General features: G+C 48.2%; 15 protein-coding genes. 5 read left to right on the forward strand and 10 right to left on the reverse strand.

The window, feature by feature from the left end; translation table 11 throughout:
• Nucleotides 1-5 precede the first annotated feature (5 nt).
• The 5 genes from AB8599_RS06995 to AB8599_RS07015 all read right to left on the reverse strand — a co-directional run bounded on the left by AB8599_RS06995 (nucleotide 6) and on the right by AB8599_RS07015 (nucleotide 6,336).
• A complete protein-coding gene (locus AB8599_RS06995; RefSeq protein ID WP_407333023.1) occupies nucleotides 6-794 on the reverse strand; it encodes an ATP-binding cassette domain-containing protein in 789 nt (262 codons plus the stop codon).
• Nucleotides 791-1,846: an ABC transporter permease gene (locus tag AB8599_RS07000; protein ID WP_407333024.1), complete on the reverse strand. Its 1,056-nt coding sequence runs from the start codon at nucleotides 1,844-1,846 to the stop codon at nucleotides 791-793. Before AB8599_RS07000 ends, AB8599_RS06995 begins: the two co-directional genes overlap by 4 nt.
• Before the next feature lie 74 nt (nucleotides 1,847-1,920).
• Nucleotides 1,921-2,958, reverse strand: a complete 1,038-nt coding sequence (locus AB8599_RS07005) for a sugar ABC transporter substrate-binding protein (protein WP_407333025.1) — start codon at nucleotides 2,956-2,958, stop codon at nucleotides 1,921-1,923.
• 100 nt (nucleotides 2,959-3,058) lie between these two features.
• Nucleotides 3,059-5,593 (reverse strand): PAS-domain containing protein, encoded by a 2,535-nt coding sequence (locus AB8599_RS07010; protein ID WP_407333026.1) that lies wholly within the window; start codon nucleotides 5,591-5,593, stop codon nucleotides 3,059-3,061.
• Nucleotides 5,594-5,601: 8 nt separating this feature from the next.
• The gene (locus AB8599_RS07015) at nucleotides 5,602-6,336 is read right to left on the reverse strand and encodes a response regulator (protein ID WP_407333027.1); all 735 of its coding nucleotides are present in this window, start codon (nucleotides 6,334-6,336) and stop codon (nucleotides 5,602-5,604) included.
• 114 nt (nucleotides 6,337-6,450) lie between these two features.
• Between AB8599_RS07015 and AB8599_RS07020 the strand changes: the two genes are divergently transcribed.
• A complete protein-coding gene (locus AB8599_RS07020; RefSeq protein WP_407333028.1) occupies nucleotides 6,451-8,865 on the forward strand; it encodes a DNA polymerase II in 2,415 nt (804 codons plus the stop codon).
• Between the two features lie 65 nt (nucleotides 8,866-8,930).
• Here AB8599_RS07020 and AB8599_RS07025 read toward each other — a convergent pair whose 3' ends face one another.
• Entirely contained in the window at nucleotides 8,931-9,242 is a 312-nt protein-coding gene (locus AB8599_RS07025; RefSeq protein WP_407333029.1) for a hypothetical protein, read from the reverse strand.
• Nucleotides 9,243-9,510: 268 nt separating this feature from the next.
• Here AB8599_RS07025 and AB8599_RS07030 point away from each other — a divergent pair, with 268 nt between their 5' ends.
• On the forward strand, nucleotides 9,511-9,771 hold the full coding sequence (locus AB8599_RS07030; protein WP_407333193.1) for a DUF1289 domain-containing protein: 261 nt from the start codon (nucleotides 9,511-9,513) through the stop codon (nucleotides 9,769-9,771).
• Between the two features lie 235 nt (nucleotides 9,772-10,006).
• Here AB8599_RS07030 and rplY read toward each other — a convergent pair whose 3' ends face one another.
• From rplY to AB8599_RS07045, 3 genes are all read right to left on the reverse strand, one after another.
• Complete coding sequence (gene rplY / locus AB8599_RS07035; protein ID WP_407333030.1) at nucleotides 10,007-10,285, reverse strand: 50S ribosomal protein L25; 279 nt, start codon at nucleotides 10,283-10,285, stop codon at nucleotides 10,007-10,009.
• Nucleotides 10,286-10,509: 224 nt separating this feature from the next.
• A complete protein-coding gene (locus AB8599_RS07040; RefSeq protein WP_407333031.1) occupies nucleotides 10,510-12,285 on the reverse strand; it encodes a DEAD/DEAH box helicase in 1,776 nt (591 codons plus the stop codon).
• 74 nt (nucleotides 12,286-12,359) lie between these two features.
• Nucleotides 12,360-12,827, reverse strand: coding sequence for a GNAT family N-acetyltransferase (locus tag AB8599_RS07045; RefSeq protein WP_407333032.1), 468 nt, complete (start codon nucleotides 12,825-12,827; stop codon nucleotides 12,360-12,362).
• 231 nt (nucleotides 12,828-13,058) lie between these two features.
• Here AB8599_RS07045 and rsuA point away from each other — a divergent pair, with 231 nt between their 5' ends.
• The 3 genes from rsuA (at nucleotide 13,059) to AB8599_RS07060 (ending at nucleotide 15,961) form a co-directional block, all read left to right on the forward strand.
• Nucleotides 13,059-13,763 carry a 16S rRNA pseudouridine(516) synthase RsuA gene (rsuA, locus tag AB8599_RS07050; protein WP_407333033.1) on the forward strand — a complete coding sequence of 235 codons (705 nt, stop codon included), beginning with the start codon at nucleotides 13,059-13,061 and terminating at the stop codon, nucleotides 13,761-13,763.
• A 340-nt stretch (nucleotides 13,764-14,103) separates the two neighbouring features.
• Nucleotides 14,104-15,303: a Bcr/CflA family multidrug efflux MFS transporter gene (locus AB8599_RS07055; protein WP_407333034.1), complete on the forward strand. Its 1,200-nt coding sequence runs from the start codon at nucleotides 14,104-14,106 to the stop codon at nucleotides 15,301-15,303.
• Nucleotides 15,304-15,307: 4 nt separating this feature from the next.
• Complete coding sequence (locus AB8599_RS07060; protein ID WP_407333035.1) at nucleotides 15,308-15,961, forward strand: DUF2913 family protein; 654 nt, start codon at nucleotides 15,308-15,310, stop codon at nucleotides 15,959-15,961.
• Between the two features lie 24 nt (nucleotides 15,962-15,985).
• Here AB8599_RS07060 and AB8599_RS07065 read toward each other — a convergent pair whose 3' ends face one another.
• Nucleotides 15,986-17,449 carry a DUF2867 domain-containing protein gene (locus AB8599_RS07065; protein WP_407333036.1) on the reverse strand — a complete coding sequence of 488 codons (1,464 nt, stop codon included), beginning with the start codon at nucleotides 17,447-17,449 and terminating at the stop codon, nucleotides 15,986-15,988.
• Nucleotides 17,450-17,788: the final 339 nt, after the last annotated feature.

Here is a 17,788-nt window from a genome sequence, read left to right on the forward strand (position 1 = left end):
GGTGATTATGCTGGTTCCGAGCTGCCAGGCTCCATCGCGCCGGTCATGATGGCTACCGCATCTGACATGCTGTGAGTTTTGGGCGAAATAATATCAACCCGTTGACCCAATCGGTGAATATGGACACGATCGGCCACTTCAAAAACATGGGGCATGTTGTGGCTGATCAAAACCACAGGCATGCCTCGGTTTCTCACTTCAAGGATCAAATCGAGAACTTTTCGAGACTCTTTCACACCAAGTGCTGCTGTGGGTTCATCCATGATGACAACTTTAGAGCCAAACAATGCAGAGCGGGCGACAGCCACCCCTTGGCGTTGACCACCAGAGAGGGTTTCAACCGCTTGTGTAATATCTTGAATGGTCATCAAGCCCAGCTCGGTGAGCTTCTCTTTTGCTTTTTCTCGCATCGCTTTTTTATCCAGCATGCGAAACCATTTCCCGCGCCAATCGCTGTGCCGGATTTCTCTACCCAGAAACATATTGTCCGCAATGTTAAGGGCCGGGGCGACAGCCAGGTTTTGATACACAGTTTCAATGCCGGCTTCTCGTGCTTGCATCGGGTTGGTGAAGTTCACGCGTTTCCCATCAAGGGTGATTTCACCTGCATCGGGGATCAACGCACCGGAAAGTGCTTTTATTAAGCTCGATTTACCCGCGCCGTTGTCTCCGATAACGGCGAGGATTTCACCCGGCATCAAATCGAAGTCTGCACCGTTCAGGGCAGTCACGCGTCCATAGCGTTTAACTAAACCTCGGGCTTGTAGAACGGGTATTTGATTCGACTCACTCATGAAGACACCCTCCGCAGCCATTGGTCAATACTGACAGCAACAATGATCAATACGCCAACCGTGAATTCTTGCCACAACACGTCTACACCCAAAAGAGCGAGACCGTTTCTAAATATCCCGACAATCAAGGCGCCGATAAGCGTGCCGAAAATGGAACCCCGCCCACCGAACAGGCTGGTTCCGCCTATTACTACCGCAGTAATGGAATCCAGATTGGCGGTATAACCGGCTTGTGGGCTTACCGAACCTATGCGGCCAATCAATACCCACGCTGCTAGCGCACAAACGACACCCGCAGTGATATACACCGACAAGAGAATCCGCTTAGTTCGAATACCCGCCAGACGCGCAGCGTCAGGATCATCGCCCGTGGCGTAAACATGGCGTCCCCAAGCCGTCCAATTGAGTGCATACCAAAATACAATGAACAGCAAGAACATAAACAGGGAACTGTAAGCGATACGAGCGCCAAACACCTCGATGGTATTACCAAGCCATTGCAGCAACGGCGCTTGCTGATCGATGACCTGGGAGCGAATGGTTTGGCTATTGGAATACCACAAATTGAGGGCAAAAAAGATGTTCCAGGTACCCAAGGTCGCAATGAAAGGGGGGAGTTTGACTTTTGCCACCAACAAGCCGTTTATTAATCCAGCCAGCGCACCCACAAGCAGCCCAGCAAAGAGCGCAACGGGGGCGGGCAGTCCAAAATCGATGGCAAATCGCCCCATGACAACAGAAGTCAGCACCATAATAGCGCCGACAGAAAGGTCAATGCCTGCCGTTAAAATAATCAGCGTTTGGGCAATACCAATCACGCCAATAATGGTGACTTGCTGAAGCACTAATGACAGGTTAAACGGGTGAAAAAACCTATCGCCCACCAAGGTGGAAAAGAAAGCCACCGCAAGAATGAGCACCAGACAAGGGACTGCAGTCGGGTGATTGTGAAGATAAAGCTGAATGCGCTGAACGAGACTAAAGGTTTCGTTCGAAAGCTGATCACCCGCGAGTCTGTTGCCGCTAGGTGAGGAATTTTGTGGTGATGACATTTACGCGCTCCTGAGTGCGTCCGTGCTCGCAAGAAAGTCAGAGAGAGCGCACTCTCTCTGACATTTTTATGGGGTTAGCCCCAGCACTTAGTTTTGCCTTGTTTCGAGGTGGATGAAGCTACGCCAATAGCGGGCTCGTCTGTGATCAATTCAACGCCAGTATCGAAGAAAGCTTTACCCGGCGTTGCGCCTGGTTTGACGCCAGATTTCGCGTACTCAACCACGGCTTCAACGCCCAGCGCGGCCATCTGCAAAGGGAACTGCATGGAGGTTGCGCCGATCACGCCTGCTTCCACATTTTCGACACCGGGGCAGCCGCCATCAACCGATACAATCATCACGTCATCTTGTCGGCCTAGTGCTTTTAACGCTTCATATGCGCCCGCCGCGGCCGGTTCGTTGATGGTATAAACAAGGTTGATGCTTGGATCTTTTTGCAGCAAGTTTTCCATGGCGCGACGGCCACCTTCTTCGGAGCCTTGTGTTACGTCGTTACCCACGATGCGAGGGTCATCTTCATCGCGATTGATATTTGGGTTTTTCGTGTCGATGCCGAAACCCGTCAGGAAGCCTTGATTACGAGCGACATCGACAGAGATATTGGCGGTGCTCAAATCAAGCAGTGCAATCTTGGCATTTTTGGCGTCATCACCCATTTGCGCTCTTGCCCATTCACCAATCAATTCACCGGCTTTGAAATTGTCCGTGGCAAAGGTCGCATCAGCCACATTAGGTGGAGTGAAAGGCGTATCTAATGCAATGACCAATACGCCAGCATCTCTCGCGCGTTGAACGGAAGGCGCGAGCGCTTGCGGGTCACTCGGCGTGATTAATATGCCTTTTGCGCCCGCCGCAACAAGGTTTTCAATGGCCTGAACTTGCGAATCCGTATCGCCATCAAATCGGCCGGCAAATGAGCTTACTTTTGCCCCGAGTTCTGTGGCTTTTTCTTGTGCGCCTTCCTTCATTTTCACGAAGAATGGGTTGGTGTTAGTTTTCGTTATCAAACCAATTAGCACTTCTTCTGCGGTTGCTTGAGCCATAGGGAGTGAAGCGATCATGGCGGCCAACAGTGATTTCTTTAAAAGCGATTTCCGTAAAAGCGAATTCATAGCGAATCTCCTTGTGAATTGTCTTCTACAGGCTGACAAACTAAAACGAATGGTTGGTTTCAAATACAGAGTTATTTCATTCACAATTGAAACAATCGCGCTAACGGATTGATATTACGCGAAGTAGCGCCGTTGACAGGGTGCTGCGAGTGACGGGTTTTGTGATCAAATCCCATTCTGAGTCATACTCAAACTGCTGGCTAAGCTGTTCTTTGGGCAAGCCAGACATCAAGATCACCGGAATGTTGGGTTGGATAATTTTTAGCGTGTTTTTGAGCCAGACGCCGGTTTCTTTGTCACCGAGATTGATATCGCTAATGACATAGTCGGGTTTTGTCGCGTCACTGATTTTGACGGCTTCTTTGGCGGAAGTTGCAAGCGTCACAACGGCACGCTGCGCTTCAAGGATCTGTTTGATCGGTAACGCGACATCGTTGTCGTCATCGACTAACAAAATGGAGACACCGTCCAGATTAAGGTCTTGTAATGGGCTGGTGGCGGTTACCGTCGCACTCGTTTGTACTGTAAAAGGGGTTGCATCAGTGGCCGCGGGTTCTGACGCATAACAGGGAAGGATCATGCTGATAGCGGTACCTTTGCCCAGTGTTGAGTCAATCACAATTTCGCCCTTGGATTGCTCCACAAACCCATACACCATGCTCAAACCCAAGCCACTGCCTTTGCCTTTTTCTTTGGTTGAGAAAAAGGGTTCCATGACTTTGTTTATGTTATCAGGGTGAATGCCAACACCTGTGTCTTCCACTTCAATCAAGATGGCGTCCTTTTTGTCTCGCAACAGGGAGCATTTTCGTGTTGTAACGGTGACATTACCTGCGTGTGTCATAGCCGCATTGGCATTTAAAAGTAGGTTCATCAGCGCGTTTTCAAGCCCACTTTTATCCGCGAAGATCAGCACTTCTTGTTGTGATTTGTGCAGGAGTAATCGACTTGACCCGTCTAATGAATATTCCATCAAATCGGATAGCTCATCCAAGGTTTGCTCAACGTTCACAAGCTCGGGGTGAAGGGGTTGGGTTCGGCTAAAAGCAAGAAGACGTTCGATTAACTGGCTACCTTTTTCAGTGACGGAAAGCGCACGTGTTAAATAGGTTCTGCTTGTATCATCGAGTTTGTTGGACATATCGAGCAATTCAAGATTTCCGCTTAATGCTGAGAGAAGGTTATTGAAATCGTGTGCGATCCCGCCAGTCAATTGCCCCAGTGTGTCCATTTTTTGGGCTTGCTTAAGTGCGAGATCTGTCTGACGCTTTTCTGTCAGGTCTCGATAAAGGGTGATAAAGCCACCTGAGGGAATGGGTTGGCTGCGATATTCGATAATCCGTCCGTCTTTGAACTGCCTTTCAAACAGTAATGGATGACGATGTCTCTGTTGGGCGTAGGAATCGTTTTGTTGTGCATGCTCGGAAGAAGTTTGAAGGCGAGGTGACAGCTTGTGCTGCACATCTTCTATGGTCATACCAAGCGTGAGCTGCGCTTCATCAATCCCGAGCATGGAAGCATATTTTGTGTTCCATGCGAGTAAACGGTTGTCAGCATCAAATGCACTGAGGCCATCCTGCATTTCATGGAAAATGGTTTCTAACAGCACATTTTGTTGGTAAAGATCCTGTGTCGCACGTTCTTTTTCAATGGCATTGCGTTGAAACGCTGAGAATGCGGTCGCCAGTTTTCCAATCTCATCTTGTCGTTTGAGTTTGATCGGCGATTGCTTGGTGTTGCCTTGAGCGAGATTGATCATCTCATCAGTCACGCTCAGCAGATCTTTGGCCATCTTGTCGTTGAACCGGTAGAGATAGAACACGCCCGCGACCAAAGAAAGCAGGATGAGGGCCATCAGCACCATGACCTTGTTGATGGCTGATTTAGCAAGGCGTTGCTGTTCTGTAACTTCTTGTTGGTGCATGGCCACGATTTCGCGCACATAGTCGGTCATGCGATCGGATTGCGCGCGGATGGATGCAAGCAAGAAGGCATTTTCAGCCCTCAAAACCTTTATCTGCGTGCTACTTCGGGTTAACGAAGCCAGAACGGGCATGACTTCTTGGGCTATGCGCGCATTCGAGCGTGTGTCGTCACTGAGTAATACCGTGATTTGATCTATCCAGCCTTGAGATATGTGGGTGGGATCTTGGGAAAACGCTTGGATAAAAGGCACGCCAAATACGTAGTTATCGAGCGCGTCCAGGGCAAATTGTTGCGCCATGAGATCCTCACGAATAAACAATTCTCGCTCAACATTCGACATCAGTTTTTGTAGCGTGGTTTCGACTTCACTAACACGCAGACTTAACTCTTCAGCGTAAGCTGGGCTTGTGAGCTTGTGTGCATCTTCGCTTAACGCAGTTGCTCTCGCTTGAAGTTGCTTCTTTTCGTTTTGAATTTGATGCGGCCTTGCGGATGCTGCGGTATAAGGCGCTAAAGCTGCAATCTGGGCGACGCCTTGGGAAAGGTTCAATGCGGTCTGGGTGTCAGAGAGAGTAGTTTGTGTGATTTTGTCGAGCAGGTACTGGTTTTGCCAAAGCGTAAACAGCGAAAATCCCGCCATTAGCGTAGTCAGCGCGAGCAGCACAGAAAGTGTTAGCATCAAATGGGGGCGTATACTGTTCCTGCGCACGAGCGTACTCAGTGCGCTTGTTGAACGAGTTTGCTGACGGTCGCATCAAAGCAATACCCCAGCCCTCGCGCAGTTTTGATCAGTGTTGGAATGCGCGGATTCGATTCAATTTTTCGACGAAGCCTCACCACTAGCACGTCGATGGTGCGGTCGAGCGAATCAGAGTCATAACCATGTGTTCGTTCCATCAAATGCTCCCGTGTAAGGACGCGCTGAGGCGAAGAGATAAAGGCTTCTAGCAACGAAAATTCGCCATAAGTCAGTTCAGGGGTGTGTCCGTTGGCGTGTTGGAGCAAACGTCGAGACAAATACAAGGTCCAGTCGCCAAATTGGTATACCGTTTCGTTCGTTTCAACGGGCAATCGTGTTGCGCTGCCGCTTTGGCTTCGCCTTAAAAGTGCGTTGATACGTGCCGTGAATTCGCGAAGGTTAAACGGTTTCATCATATAGTCATCAGCAGCCACTTCGAGACCGATAATTCGATCTGTTTCGTCGCCTTTGCCTGTCAGCATCATGATCGGCACGTCGCTGCTTGCTCTTAGCTGGCGCGCCAACTGGAGACCGTCTTCGTTGTTCAAGCGTAGGTCAATGACCGCAAGGTCGACATCGCCTGCCTCGTACATTTCTTTTCCTGTTGACGCCGGAGTGACGGTGTAACCTATTTGGCGAAGTGCGTCGGTAAGCACTGCCCTAACGTCATGTTCATCATCAACGACCACGATGTGAGAGACGCGACTATTCATAAATCCTCCTTGATTGTGTTAATCAGTCTAGCAATTGAGGGCTGAAAGGAAGGGTGAGCGGCTAAGAATGTGGCCTCGGCAACGCTTTGTCTGCGAAAGCAGGCCTAACGACCTATGCCCGAGTTTGGGTATACTGCCAGTGTTAACTTAACCTCTGAGGCCGCCTTGCAATATCAAGAAGGATTCATCATCAGTCGCCATGGCCGAGATATCGGCGAGGTCACCGAACTTGTTTTTTGGGTGCAGACAAATGCTGGCCCCGCGAAATTGGTGATAACAGGCGAAAAGCCAGTTTTCTTTGTTGCTAATGAGCTGGTGTCCGCAGCGCAACGAACTTTGACAGAGGCGGGAGTTCCTTTTCACAGCAAAGCGTTGACGCTGTGTGATTTTTCACATCGAGAGATGACCGGTTTCTATTTCACGACCATTTCTGGCGCAACACGGGCGAGTCGATTGTTGCAAGCCGAAGGGTTAGACCCTTATGAAGCCGATGTGCGATTGACGGATCGCTATTTGATGGAGCGATTCATTTGCGGTGGTTTGACCTTCACCGGCACGGCGAAGCAGAAAAAAGGTTTTGTTGAATACCGTAACGTGAAAACCAAAGCGTCTGATTACTCCACCACTTTGTCTCGCGTCTCGTTGGATATTGAATGCTCTGAAAAAGGTGTTTTGTATTCTATCGGTTTAGACGGAGAGATGGATAGCCGCGTCATCATGGTAGGACCAACACCGGATGATGCAGCAGGGATGCCTTGGATTGAATGGGTCGACAACGAACTTGAACTGCTAAAAGCGCTCAATGCGTGGTTCGTCCGCTTTGATCCCGATGTGGTCGTAGGGTGGAGTGTAGTTGATTTCGACTTTCGTTTGCTGATAAAGCGCGCAGCGTTCAATAACATTGATCTTCGCCTTGGACGAGGGGCAGAAAAAGCCCATTGGCGTGATTCGAATAACAGTCGACAAGGCTTTATTACCTTGCCGGGAAGGGTGGTGATTGACGGCATTGATGGTTTGAAAACGGCGACATACAGTTTTCGTTCTTGGTCGCTAGAATCCGTTTCACGCAACATGTTTGGCGAAGGGAAAGCGATTGATAATCCCTATGATCGTATGGATTCGATCAATCGGATGTTTAGAGACGATAAGCCCGCATTGGCGAAATACAACCTGCAAGACTGTGTGCTGGTTAATCGCATTTTTGCTGATACTCATTTATTGGAATTTCTGATCCAACGCACTCGCTTAACGGGCATTGAGCTTGATCGTATTGGCGGCTCGGTGGCGGCGTTTACCAACCTGTATATGCCGCGCTTGCACCGAGCGGGCTATGTCGCCCCCACACTGACCAGCGAAAACTGGATTGCCAGCCCTGGTGGCTATGTCATGGACAGTAAACCCGGTTTGTATGATTCCGTGTTGGTGCTCGATTTTAAATCGTTGTATCCGTCGATTATCCGCACGTTTTTGATTGACCCACTCGGTTTGATTGAGGGCCTAAAACAGGACGATTTGAGCCTGACTGTGCCGGGCTTTCGTGGTGGCGTTTTCCATCGCGAAAAGCACTTTCTTCCTGCCATGATTGAGAATCTCTGGAAAGCGCGTGACGAAGCCAAACGCCAAGGCGAAAAAGCGTTTTCGCAGGCGATTAAAATCATCATGAACTCATTTTATGGTGTCTTGGGGTCATCGGGATGTCGCTTTTTCGATCATCGTTTAGCCTCGTCAATCACGATGCGCGGCCACGAGATCATGAAGTTGACGCGTGATTTGATTGAAGCCAAAGGCTATGACGTGATCTATGGCGATACGGATTCGACCTTTGTGTCTTTGGGGCGCCAATACAGTAACCAAGAAGCCGACGAAGTCGGGAAAGCGCTGGTGACGCACATCAACCAGTGGTGGGATCAACATCTGCTGGATGAGTACGATATCCCCTCAGCGCTAGAAATTGAGTACGAAACCCATTATCAGAAGTTTTTGATGCCAACCATTCGCGGGCAGGATACGGGCAGTAAAAAACGCTATGCGGGCTTGGTCGACAAACAAGGCGAGCGTCATATTGTTTATAAAGGCCTAGAGACGGTAAGAACGGATTGGACACCTTTGGCGCAAGAATTTCAGCAGACCTTGTATCAACGGGTTTTTGATGGTGAAGACATTGATGACTATGTACGTACAACGGTTGAAGATACGTTACGCGGTCACAATAACGATAAATTGATCTACCGGAAAAGGCTGCGTCGAAAATTGTCTGACTACGAGAAAAATGTGCCGCCGCACGTGAAAGCCGCGCGAAAGGCTGACGCTGTGAATCAAAAGTTGGGGCGGTCGTTACAATATCAACACGGTGGTTGGATTGAATATGTCATCACACTCAATGGCCCTGAGCCACGAGAAGCGCAAGATAGCCAATTTGATTATCAACATTATGTCGATAAACAGCTAAAACCGATTGCTGATGGAATTTTACCGTTTGTTGGCAAGAGTTTTGATGCCTTGTCGATGCCTCAACTGGGTTTGTTCTAAGCGTTGTGCAGACACAAAAATGCCGGGTCACATACCCGGCATTTTTAGTGGGAAATTCGTTCGTGCTAGAAGAGATCAACGTTAGCAACATTAGAACGCAATGCGACTACTGGGTCGAAACAGACCGCGCCACGGTTTGGCGTGCAAACTTTAAATACATCACCACAATCAAAAATGGCGAGGACAACTTCATCGTCTGAACCAAAACAAGCCGGTAATGCCTGCCCGACCTTAGCAACCACTTCTTGACCTTCATGGTCCCATGTTAGGCCAGCGATACGTGTGTCGTTGATCGGTGCGTCAATATGCTTTGCGATTGCAGTATAGATAGATTCTGCGTGATCTTGGGACTCTGAAGATGGTACAAAAAACGACATAACTACTCCTTTAAAACGCGTTTCTTTTCGCCATTTATTCCAAATCATGGCGATAACCCAAAAGGTTATGTGGTAAAAGTAACAAATTTAGACCACTAAACGCAATGATATTTCACATCAGTAGGTGAATTCACCTATTATGCAACCGTGATAGCTAATGGCAGTTAGGTGAAGATAGGGGGCATGCTTTACCATTTCAACAAGTTTGCTTTTCGCTCAGAAACTCGCTTGAATGAAAAAGAATAACTTAATGCTAAGAGGTGCAACGTTGGAGCAACTTGATTTTTTTACAGTGCCCAGCCCTTGTATTGGTGTTTGTCAGGTGAACAACAAAGGGTATTGCAAAGGTTGCTTCCGCAGCAGGGATGAGCGTTTCCATTGGAATGACTTTAACAGTGAACAGCGACGCAATGTTGTGCGCTTGTGCAAGCAACGTCTGCGTATTGTTAAGGCGAGATTGGCAAAAGATGCCATACAAGCGGTTGAAGAGATTAACCCGCAGCAATCACTGTTTGGTGATGATGACTAAAACGAAGAGCTGAAAACTAAGCACTAAACACTAAACACTAAAAACTAAGCACTAAACACGAAGTGCAAGAAGAATAAAGAATAGAAAAAAGAGAAAAGAAAAGTCAGCTTGGCCAATATGACGAGCCACGCACAGCAAACGTAAAACGACAGATACAAAAAAGCGCCGATAATCGGCGCTTTCTTCGTCTCATTCACTTCTTCGTGAAGTGAAGATCCTTCAAGCTCAAACGCAATTAGATGCGGATGAAGTCCATGTGCATGACTTTAGGCTTGAACGGGTGACGTTGGATGTCTTGTGGCTTAACTTTAACTTCTGCGCCGTCGATTACTAGAGTAATCGCTTCGTAGAACTCAGGCTTGTCCATTTGAGTAATCACTTTAGAGTGCTCTAGAGAGATTGCAACTGGCGCTGCTTCGCCACCGTAAACTACAGCTGGGAAGTTGTCAGTCAAACGCAGGCGGCGGCTCGCACCCTTACCCTGCTCAGTACGTACTACTGCATTAAATTTCATAATAAATACTCTTTAAATATAGAGAGTTGAAAATAAGTACCCAGAATGCGACCAATCTAGATACCAAGTAAATCGAGCGCGGATACTACCACCCAGATAGTGGGATCACAAGCGAAACTAGGGTGTTACACGTTATTTAGTGGCTCAGTGAGCGAATACTGCGCGTTATGCATTTATGGCAATCAATTGCCAACGTTTTAGCTCACTTTAATCGCTTGGTATTATCAAGCCGCGCTATTGATGATGTCGCTAACTTCTTGCTGAGATGCAAACTGGTCGAGATCGAAAATCTTATCGCGGATCGCCCAGAAGCGGCCGTTCTTTCTTGCCACCACGAAGTCTGGTAGCCGCAAGCGATGTTCCGCTCTAACCACCTTAGAGGGAGCAGTGTCGGTAAATGGACGATGTCGGTCAACCAAATGCGGATTGATAAACTTCGCGAGGAAATCCTCTTTTTGTCGTTTAGTCGAAAGCGGCCAGACTTCATGTATTTCGGCGCCGTCGTGACCCACAAAGGTGACTTTAAGTTGTGGCTTGTCGAATTTGTTTTTTCCTGCTTCTAAGCGCATGTCGGCACAGGCCATGATCATGGCATCTTTTAGCTTGAGGGCATCCCGCAGCTTTTTGTCTGGATCGACAAGCGTATGATCGCACTGATGGCAACGACGAGCGGCGATATCATTATCGGCGCCACATTCGCTGCAATACTTGGCGCGAAAACGATAACCGCAGATTTCTCGTTCGCCTTCATCGTCTTCAAAAAAGCCCTGACAGCGACGTCCGTAATGCTCCATCAGGAAAGCATTGTCGTCCAGTTTGCCCCAGAAGTTGTTATTGAAACCGCATGCAGGGCAGGGAACGGTCACGATTTCACTGTCGCTGTCAGGTTTAGGGTCGCCAATTTCTGGTTGATACAAATCGTAAACGTTGCCAGCGTAATCCAGTATCAAGCAATCTTTCTTGCCTGGCGAAAGACGTAATCCGCGGCCAGCAATTTGTTGATACAAGCTAACGGATTCGGTGGGACGTAAAATCGCAATAAGATCAACATGCGGCGCATCAAATCCCGTGGTGAGTACCGACACGTTAACCAGATATTTAATTTCTCGTTTCTTAAAACGTTGGATGATGCTGTCTCGTTCATCCAGCGGTGTATCACCAATGACGAGAGCTGAATCAGCGGGTGGCAGTAGCCCCAAAATTTCCTGAGCGTGCCTCACCGTGGCGGCAAAAACCATCACGCCGTGACGGTCTTTGGCGTATTCCATGACCTGATCGACGATTTGTGGCGTAGCACGAGGTGCGTTTTCAATCACACGGTCAAGGTCTGCTTCTTTGTAGAAACCAGTTTGAGAGGCTTTCAGTTGCGAAAAGTCATAACTCAGCACCGGCGCATCCAACACTTTGGCCTCAGTGAGGAAGCCTTCATCGAGCAAGAACCGGATCGGGAGTTCAAAAATACAATCATGAAAGAAGCGCGGTTTTTCACTCCGCACGCGACCTGCTGTATGAAACTGATAAATCCACCCCATGCCAAGGCGATAGGGTGTTGCGGTTAGCCCCAGCACTTTAATACCCGGATTAACTTGTTGTAGATGAGAGATAACTTTGCGGTAACTGCTGTCTTCGTTGTCCGGCACTCGGTGACATTCGTCGATAACGAGCAGAGAAAACTGGTCTTTGAAAGCCTCTAGATTTCGCACAACAGATTGCACCGAGGCAAACACGACTTTATCACTGCTTTCTTTGCGGCCTAGTCCAGCAGAAAAAATGCCGCCTTTAAGGCCGTATCCTTCGTACTTCTCGTGGTTTTGTTCTACCAGCTCTTTTACATGCGCCAACACCAGCACTCTTCCTCGCGCAAGTTTAGCGAGCTCGGCAATGACCAAACTTTTACCTGCGCCAGTCGGCAAGACAACAACAGCAGGAGTAGAGTGACGACGGAAATAGTGGACAACGGCTTTGACCGTATCAGCTTGGTAAGGGCGAAGGGTATACATGCGATCAATAAGGCAGTCTGTTAAGGCCGCCCAGTGTAGCGAGGCGCATCAAGATTAGCTAGCGAGCTAATTGACTAGCAAACTAATCGTTTGGTCATCAAACAGTGCTGACGTCGTGGCATGTAGTCGAACTGCTCATAAAATTCCCGCGCGCCGCTGTTGCCAATATTCACTTCAAGGATCACGGCATGACAATCTCGCGCTTGCACATGGGACTCAATATTTGGCAGGACATAAGAACCCACACCTTGGCGCCGCCAATCCTTTGACAAGTAAATTTGGTCGATCACTGCGATACGGCCGCCGAGTTCAATACTAAAGCTATAGCAAAGCACGACAAAGCCGATCAACTCTTGGTCGCCGTCTTGGTCTAGCACGATCAAAAAGACATCGCCGTGTGCGGGATGCGCAATCAAGAAATTGAAGGCAGATGTCACATGCTCCACATCAAAAGAAAGCGCCTCGTGATCATGAAGTTGCTTTGAAAGCTCGAGGAGACGAGGCATTGACTCTACGGAAGGTGATTGCAGCGAAATGTTCATAAATACTTCCCTAATCAACATGTTAACCAGTGCGAGATTATAATCATAAATTGGAGGGTACGGGTTTAGACTGTAACGAAATTGTTAAGTTCGCCATCTCTTAGTTATAGACAGGCGCAGCAAGAGTGCAATTGCATTGCATCAATATGAGATTGATAAAACGTTTTTCACTGTACCTTTAACGCTAACTTCCTATAATGCGCCCTTCAAGAATATCACGGACAAAATACTATGATCAGGCTAGACAAATTTCTTTGTGAAACAGTAGGTGTTACTCGTACCCAAGCAACAAGACTACTCAAAGAAAAACGCGTGACAGTTAGCGGTGATATCGTTAAGAGCGGTGCATTGAAAATCGCAGAAGACGCCGATGTTGAATTTGATGGCGCGCCCCTGCGTTTGTCTGGCCCGCGTTACATCATGATGAACAAGCCCGAAGGCTATGTGTGCTCTCATGAAGATGGGCATAACCCAACGGTGTTTATCTTGTTGGACGAAGTCGGTGCAGACAAACTGCATATTGCCGGCCGCCTAGATTGCGATACGACGGGATTGTTGCTGTTAACAGATGACGGTCAATGGTCACACCGCGTGACGTCGCCGAAACACAAGTGCGACAAAGTATATCGTGTTGTGCTGGACGATCCGATTTCGGAAGAAACAGCAGATGTGTTCTCTGAAGGACTTCTGCTTCGTGGAGAAAAAACAGATACGCTACCCGCTCAGTTAGAGCAAGTCAGCGAGAAAGAAGCGCTACTGACGATTCATGAAGGTAAATACCATCAGGTGAAACGTATGTTTGCTGCCGTTGGAAACAAAGTGGTTGGCCTTCATCGTGAATCTGTGGGTGAATTAGTGCTTGATGAAGCACTTGCGCCGGGTGAATACCGACAGCTAACTCCGCAAGAAATTGCTCTTTTTCAACCGAAAAAATAAGTGATACACCGCTAGTTGTGCGGAAAAGCGAGACGAACACGGCGACATTAAAGGTCAATGTTGAATAAAACGCTGCAGACATTTGTTTGGCAGCGTTTTTTTATACTCATTTCCGAACAGCGAAGCATAAGCGCTTAACGTCTTTTAGCTGAAGTGCGAGATATTTTATGGTTACGATGAATGTTTCTACTTAAATATCTGTGGTTTAGTGGTGATTTGGTTTGTGTCTGAATAGAAAGTCATTATTTCCTCAAGGGAATTAATGATAGTGCTATTATGTGAGCCAGACACAGTTTTGGACTGTGCTTCCTTTTTCTTCACCTTTTTTTCTAAGGCGTACATGACAACGAAAGCCGTACATCAGCCAACTCAGCAGCTGACTTTTCTTTTGATCCTCGTCCTTGGCGCGATTGCTGCTTTGACGCCGTTAGCGATCGATATGTATTTACCCGCCATGCCTGATATCGCGAGAGAGCTAGGTGTCGCACCGGGGCTTGTTCAACGTACTCTCGCTGCGTATACCGCAGGTTTTGCGCTAGGGCAGTTGATTCATGGTCCAATCTCCGACAGTTATGGTCGTCGTCCTGTATTGATCGTCGGCGTTATCATGTTCTTGATTGGCGCAGTGGTAAGTGCAAATGCCACTGACATTGAAACCTTGACTTATATTCGTGCGGCGCAAGGCTTCTGCGGCGCTGCTGCCGCCGTGGTGATTCAAGCGCTGGTTCGTGACATGTTCGATAAAGAAGATTTCGCACGCACCATGTCATTCATTACCTTGGTGATGACAGTCGCACCGCTTGCTGCGCCCATGATGGGCGGCTATCTGGCGGTTTGGTTTGGTTGGCGTTCTATCTTTTGGGTACTCGCAGGTTTTGCTGCGTTGGTGATTGTGCTGGTGGTGACAATGATTCCAGAGACCTTAGCGCTTGATCGCCGTCCGCCGTTACGTATTGGTTCTACGCTACGTAACTACGCCAAGATTCTTCGTACCAAGAAATCTGTTGGCTATATCGTCGCGTCAGGCTTTTCGTTCGCGGGCATGTTCTCGTTTTTAACTGCGGGTTCCTTTGTTTACATCGATTACTACGGTGTGAGCACCCAAAACTTCGGCTACCTGTTTGGGCTCAATGTGGTGTGCTTGATTCTGTTTACCATGCTGAACGGCAAGTTTGTCCGCAAAGTGGGTAGCGAGAATATGCTGAAAATCGGTTTGATGATTCAGTTAGCGGCTGGTGTTGCGTTGATCGTCGGTCAGGTTTTCCATCTCGGTTTGTGGGGCACAGTGATTCCGGTCATGCTCTTTGTTGGAACGATTTCCATTGTTGGTAGTAACTCGATGGCCTGTGTGCTGAGTGCTTATCCTGAATTGGCAGGCACAGCTTCTTCGCTAGCAGGCACAATGAGGTTTGGTATCGGCACTGTTGTTGGTGGTATAGTCGCGGCCATTCCTGTGCATTCAGCATGGCCTATGACAGGTGCTATGGCTGCATGTGCGATTCTATCCGCCCTGTTTTACTGGGGTTTAGCCAAAAAATAAGAACATGAGTTACATAAAAGAAATTAAATCCGTTGTGGATTCAGCACTGAGCGAACTCAACGACGCGAAAGCGGCAGGAAAACTACAAAACAACCCAGTAAGTGAAGATGCATTTCTTTGCCGTTGGGTGGCACAGGCGATTAAGAAACAGCGTTTCGACAACATCGTACTGAAAGACCTAACCCGTTGGGTTCAACAAGGTCGCAGCATGGGCAAACACGCCAATCTTAAAGGTCAAATGTTGCATATTGCATCGGTATACCATCATCAATTTCCAGACGGCGATGAGCATGCAGTTGTCACGATTGGTCAGTTTGATGATTTGCTTACTGAGCTGGAAAACAATGATTGGATGGTGCATACCGATCAAGAAATTAGCCGGAAAATGCGGGTAATTTCTGATGGTCAGCATTCTTTCGTGGCAAATAGCGCGGCGCTCGAAAAGAGCTTCAACGAAGCGGGAGAGCTTGTGAAGCCTTTGAGTTTGTATATCCGAGGCCCTGAAGCGTGGTTTATCGAGGCGTTTTTGGCCAAAGGTTTACTTGCCACGAAAGTGACCGATTACAAATCGATCATTAAATATCACGGCGAATACAAGATCTGGCCTCGCAACCAAGCTGATTGTTTAGTGGTCCTGCCGGAAAGCTTAAAGCCTTAATCTTGTAGAAACGAGAAGTATTAGTTAGCGGCGTAAAGGTGTTGTTACCTTTGCGCCGCTTTTTTTTGCCAGTGCAAACGCCATCCCGCGAAAGATAAACAGGTGGGCAGGCATCATGGCGAACCAGTAAAGCAAGCCGCTGAATCCCGCAGGGTGCCACCATGCACGAATATCCAAAGTTCGATGTGTACCCTGTTCGACAATCGTAAATTCCAACCTGCCAAGCCCTGGTGCTTTCATGCCAAACAACAGTGATAAGTGACGATTCTCTTCGCACTTGATGACCTTCCAGCTGTCAATGTAGTCGCCAGTTTTTAGCGTTTCAGCATCAGGGCGTCGTTTTTTGAGGGCATCACCGCCAATTGCTGCATCCATGTAAGCGCGCAGTGTCCACAAGGCATCCCCAAAGAAATAGCCTTCATCGCCGCCTACATGACAGATTTTTTGCCATAAAGCGTGTGCAGATGCATCAGTGTCGACACTAAAGCCAGCTTGTTTTGGGTAATAACCATAGCCTTTGTGCCAGCGAGCAACAGCGTCAGGGTCAAATCCCCAAAGATCATTTTTCACCACATCACTCTCTTCAGCCAGTGCGGCTTCGACGGCGCGTTCGAAGCTAATTTGAGGGGACGGAATGATGGAAGATATGTCCTCGCCAGTTGGCACCAAGTCGTACTCTAAGCCTTGTATTAATGACTGGGCGATGGGTTTGGGAACCGTGGTGACGAGGCTTAACCAGTGAGTGGCGATGCGAGGCGTTAAGAAAGGCACTTTGAAGATCGCGACGCGCTTATTAATGATGCGCGCGAATCTGCGCATTTGATCTTCATAGCTGATGGTTTCAGGCCCTCGCGCATCAAACGTTGGAGAGTCGTCAATTGGGATAGAGACCAGCTTCGTCAGATAACCAATCATGGTCTCAAGCGCGATGGGGCAAGACGCTGAACGAATGGAGACAGGGGCGGTAATGATAGGAAGGTGAGACACAATATCTCGCATCACTTCAAATGCCGCAGAGCCAGAGCCAATAATGATCCCTGCACGAAGCTCAACCACTTGTTTGCCTGAATCTCTAAGAATGTTGCCCGTCGCCTTGCGAGCAGCAAGGTGTGTGGAAGAAACGTTGTCTGGTTGGGTGGCGCCGAGATATACCACTCGATCAACGTTACTTTTACTGAGCGCATGTGACATGTGGTGCGCCATGTCTAACTCGTACTGATAGAAATCGGTGCCTGATGCCATGCCGTGAACCAAATAAAACACGGTAGATACGCCAGCTAATACAGCTGAAAGATCGCCGCCATCATAAAGGTCCACTCGTTGCAGTTCGACGCTTGGGTGTCCAGACCAAGGAAGGCTTTTCAAACTTGATAAATCGCGACTTGTTGCAACAACCGTATGTTGTTTAGTCAGCAACGCCGATACCAAATGGCGGCCAATGTACCCCGTTGCACCAACAACCAGAATTTTTCCAGTGACCGCTTGCATGCTACCCCTAGTCTTATTGTGAAAGAGTGGATGTACTTCTTGTTAAGACGAAAAGTGACGAATTGCCGTTGTCGCTCCGTATTGTCAGAACAGTGTCAGAGAAATCACCATAACATTCAATTGCCTTGCATACGAGACAGGGCGTAAGTTTCGCACCTGACCGTAGGTATTGAGCGGCATTGAAAGAATGTTGAATGAGATGGGTCTGATCGAGTGAGAGTTTGTTTGTCAAAGTGAGCACTTGATTCAAATAACTTTCTTGACGATTGATATTGGGGTAAATTGCTTGACCAATCGTTTGCGGGTCTCTCCCGTGTGTCGATAAATGGACATTGTTAG

The organism is Enterovibrio litoreus, assembly GCF_045679545.1.
GTDB lineage: Bacteria > Pseudomonadota > Gammaproteobacteria > Enterobacterales > Vibrionaceae > Enterovibrio.

Bases quoted from the DNA above. Each gene is read 5' to 3' on its own strand.
- AB8599_RS06995 (WP_407333023.1), bottom strand. From the start codon at position 794: ATGAGTGAGTCGAATCAAATACCCGTTCTACAAGCCCGAGGTTTAGTT.
- AB8599_RS07000 (WP_407333024.1), bottom strand. From the start codon at position 1,846: ATGTCATCACCACAAAATTCCTCACCTAGCGGCAACAGACTCGCGGGT.
- AB8599_RS07005 (WP_407333025.1), bottom strand. From the start codon at position 2,958: ATGAATTCGCTTTTACGGAAATCGCTTTTAAAGAAATCACTGTTGGCC.
- AB8599_RS07015 (WP_407333027.1), bottom strand. From the start codon at position 6,336: ATGAATAGTCGCGTCTCTCACATCGTGGTCGTTGATGATGAACATGAC.
- AB8599_RS07020 (WP_407333028.1), top strand. From the start codon at position 6,451: ATGCCCGAGTTTGGGTATACTGCCAGTGTTAACTTAACCTCTGAGGCC.
- AB8599_RS07025 (WP_407333029.1), bottom strand. From the start codon at position 9,242: ATGTCGTTTTTTGTACCATCTTCAGAGTCCCAAGATCACGCAGAATCT.
- rplY (WP_407333030.1), bottom strand. From the start codon at position 10,285: ATGAAATTTAATGCAGTAGTACGTACTGAGCAGGGTAAGGGTGCGAGC.
- AB8599_RS07040 (WP_407333031.1), bottom strand. From the start codon at position 12,285: ATGTATACCCTTCGCCCTTACCAAGCTGATACGGTCAAAGCCGTTGTC.
- AB8599_RS07045 (WP_407333032.1), bottom strand. From the start codon at position 12,827: ATGAACATTTCGCTGCAATCACCTTCCGTAGAGTCAATGCCTCGTCTC.
- rsuA (WP_407333033.1), top strand. From the start codon at position 13,059: ATGATCAGGCTAGACAAATTTCTTTGTGAAACAGTAGGTGTTACTCGT.
- AB8599_RS07055 (WP_407333034.1), top strand. From the start codon at position 14,104: ATGACAACGAAAGCCGTACATCAGCCAACTCAGCAGCTGACTTTTCTT.
- AB8599_RS07060 (WP_407333035.1), top strand. From the start codon at position 15,308: ATGAGTTACATAAAAGAAATTAAATCCGTTGTGGATTCAGCACTGAGC.
- AB8599_RS07065 (WP_407333036.1), bottom strand. From the start codon at position 17,449: ATGCAAGCGGTCACTGGAAAAATTCTGGTTGTTGGTGCAACGGGGTAC.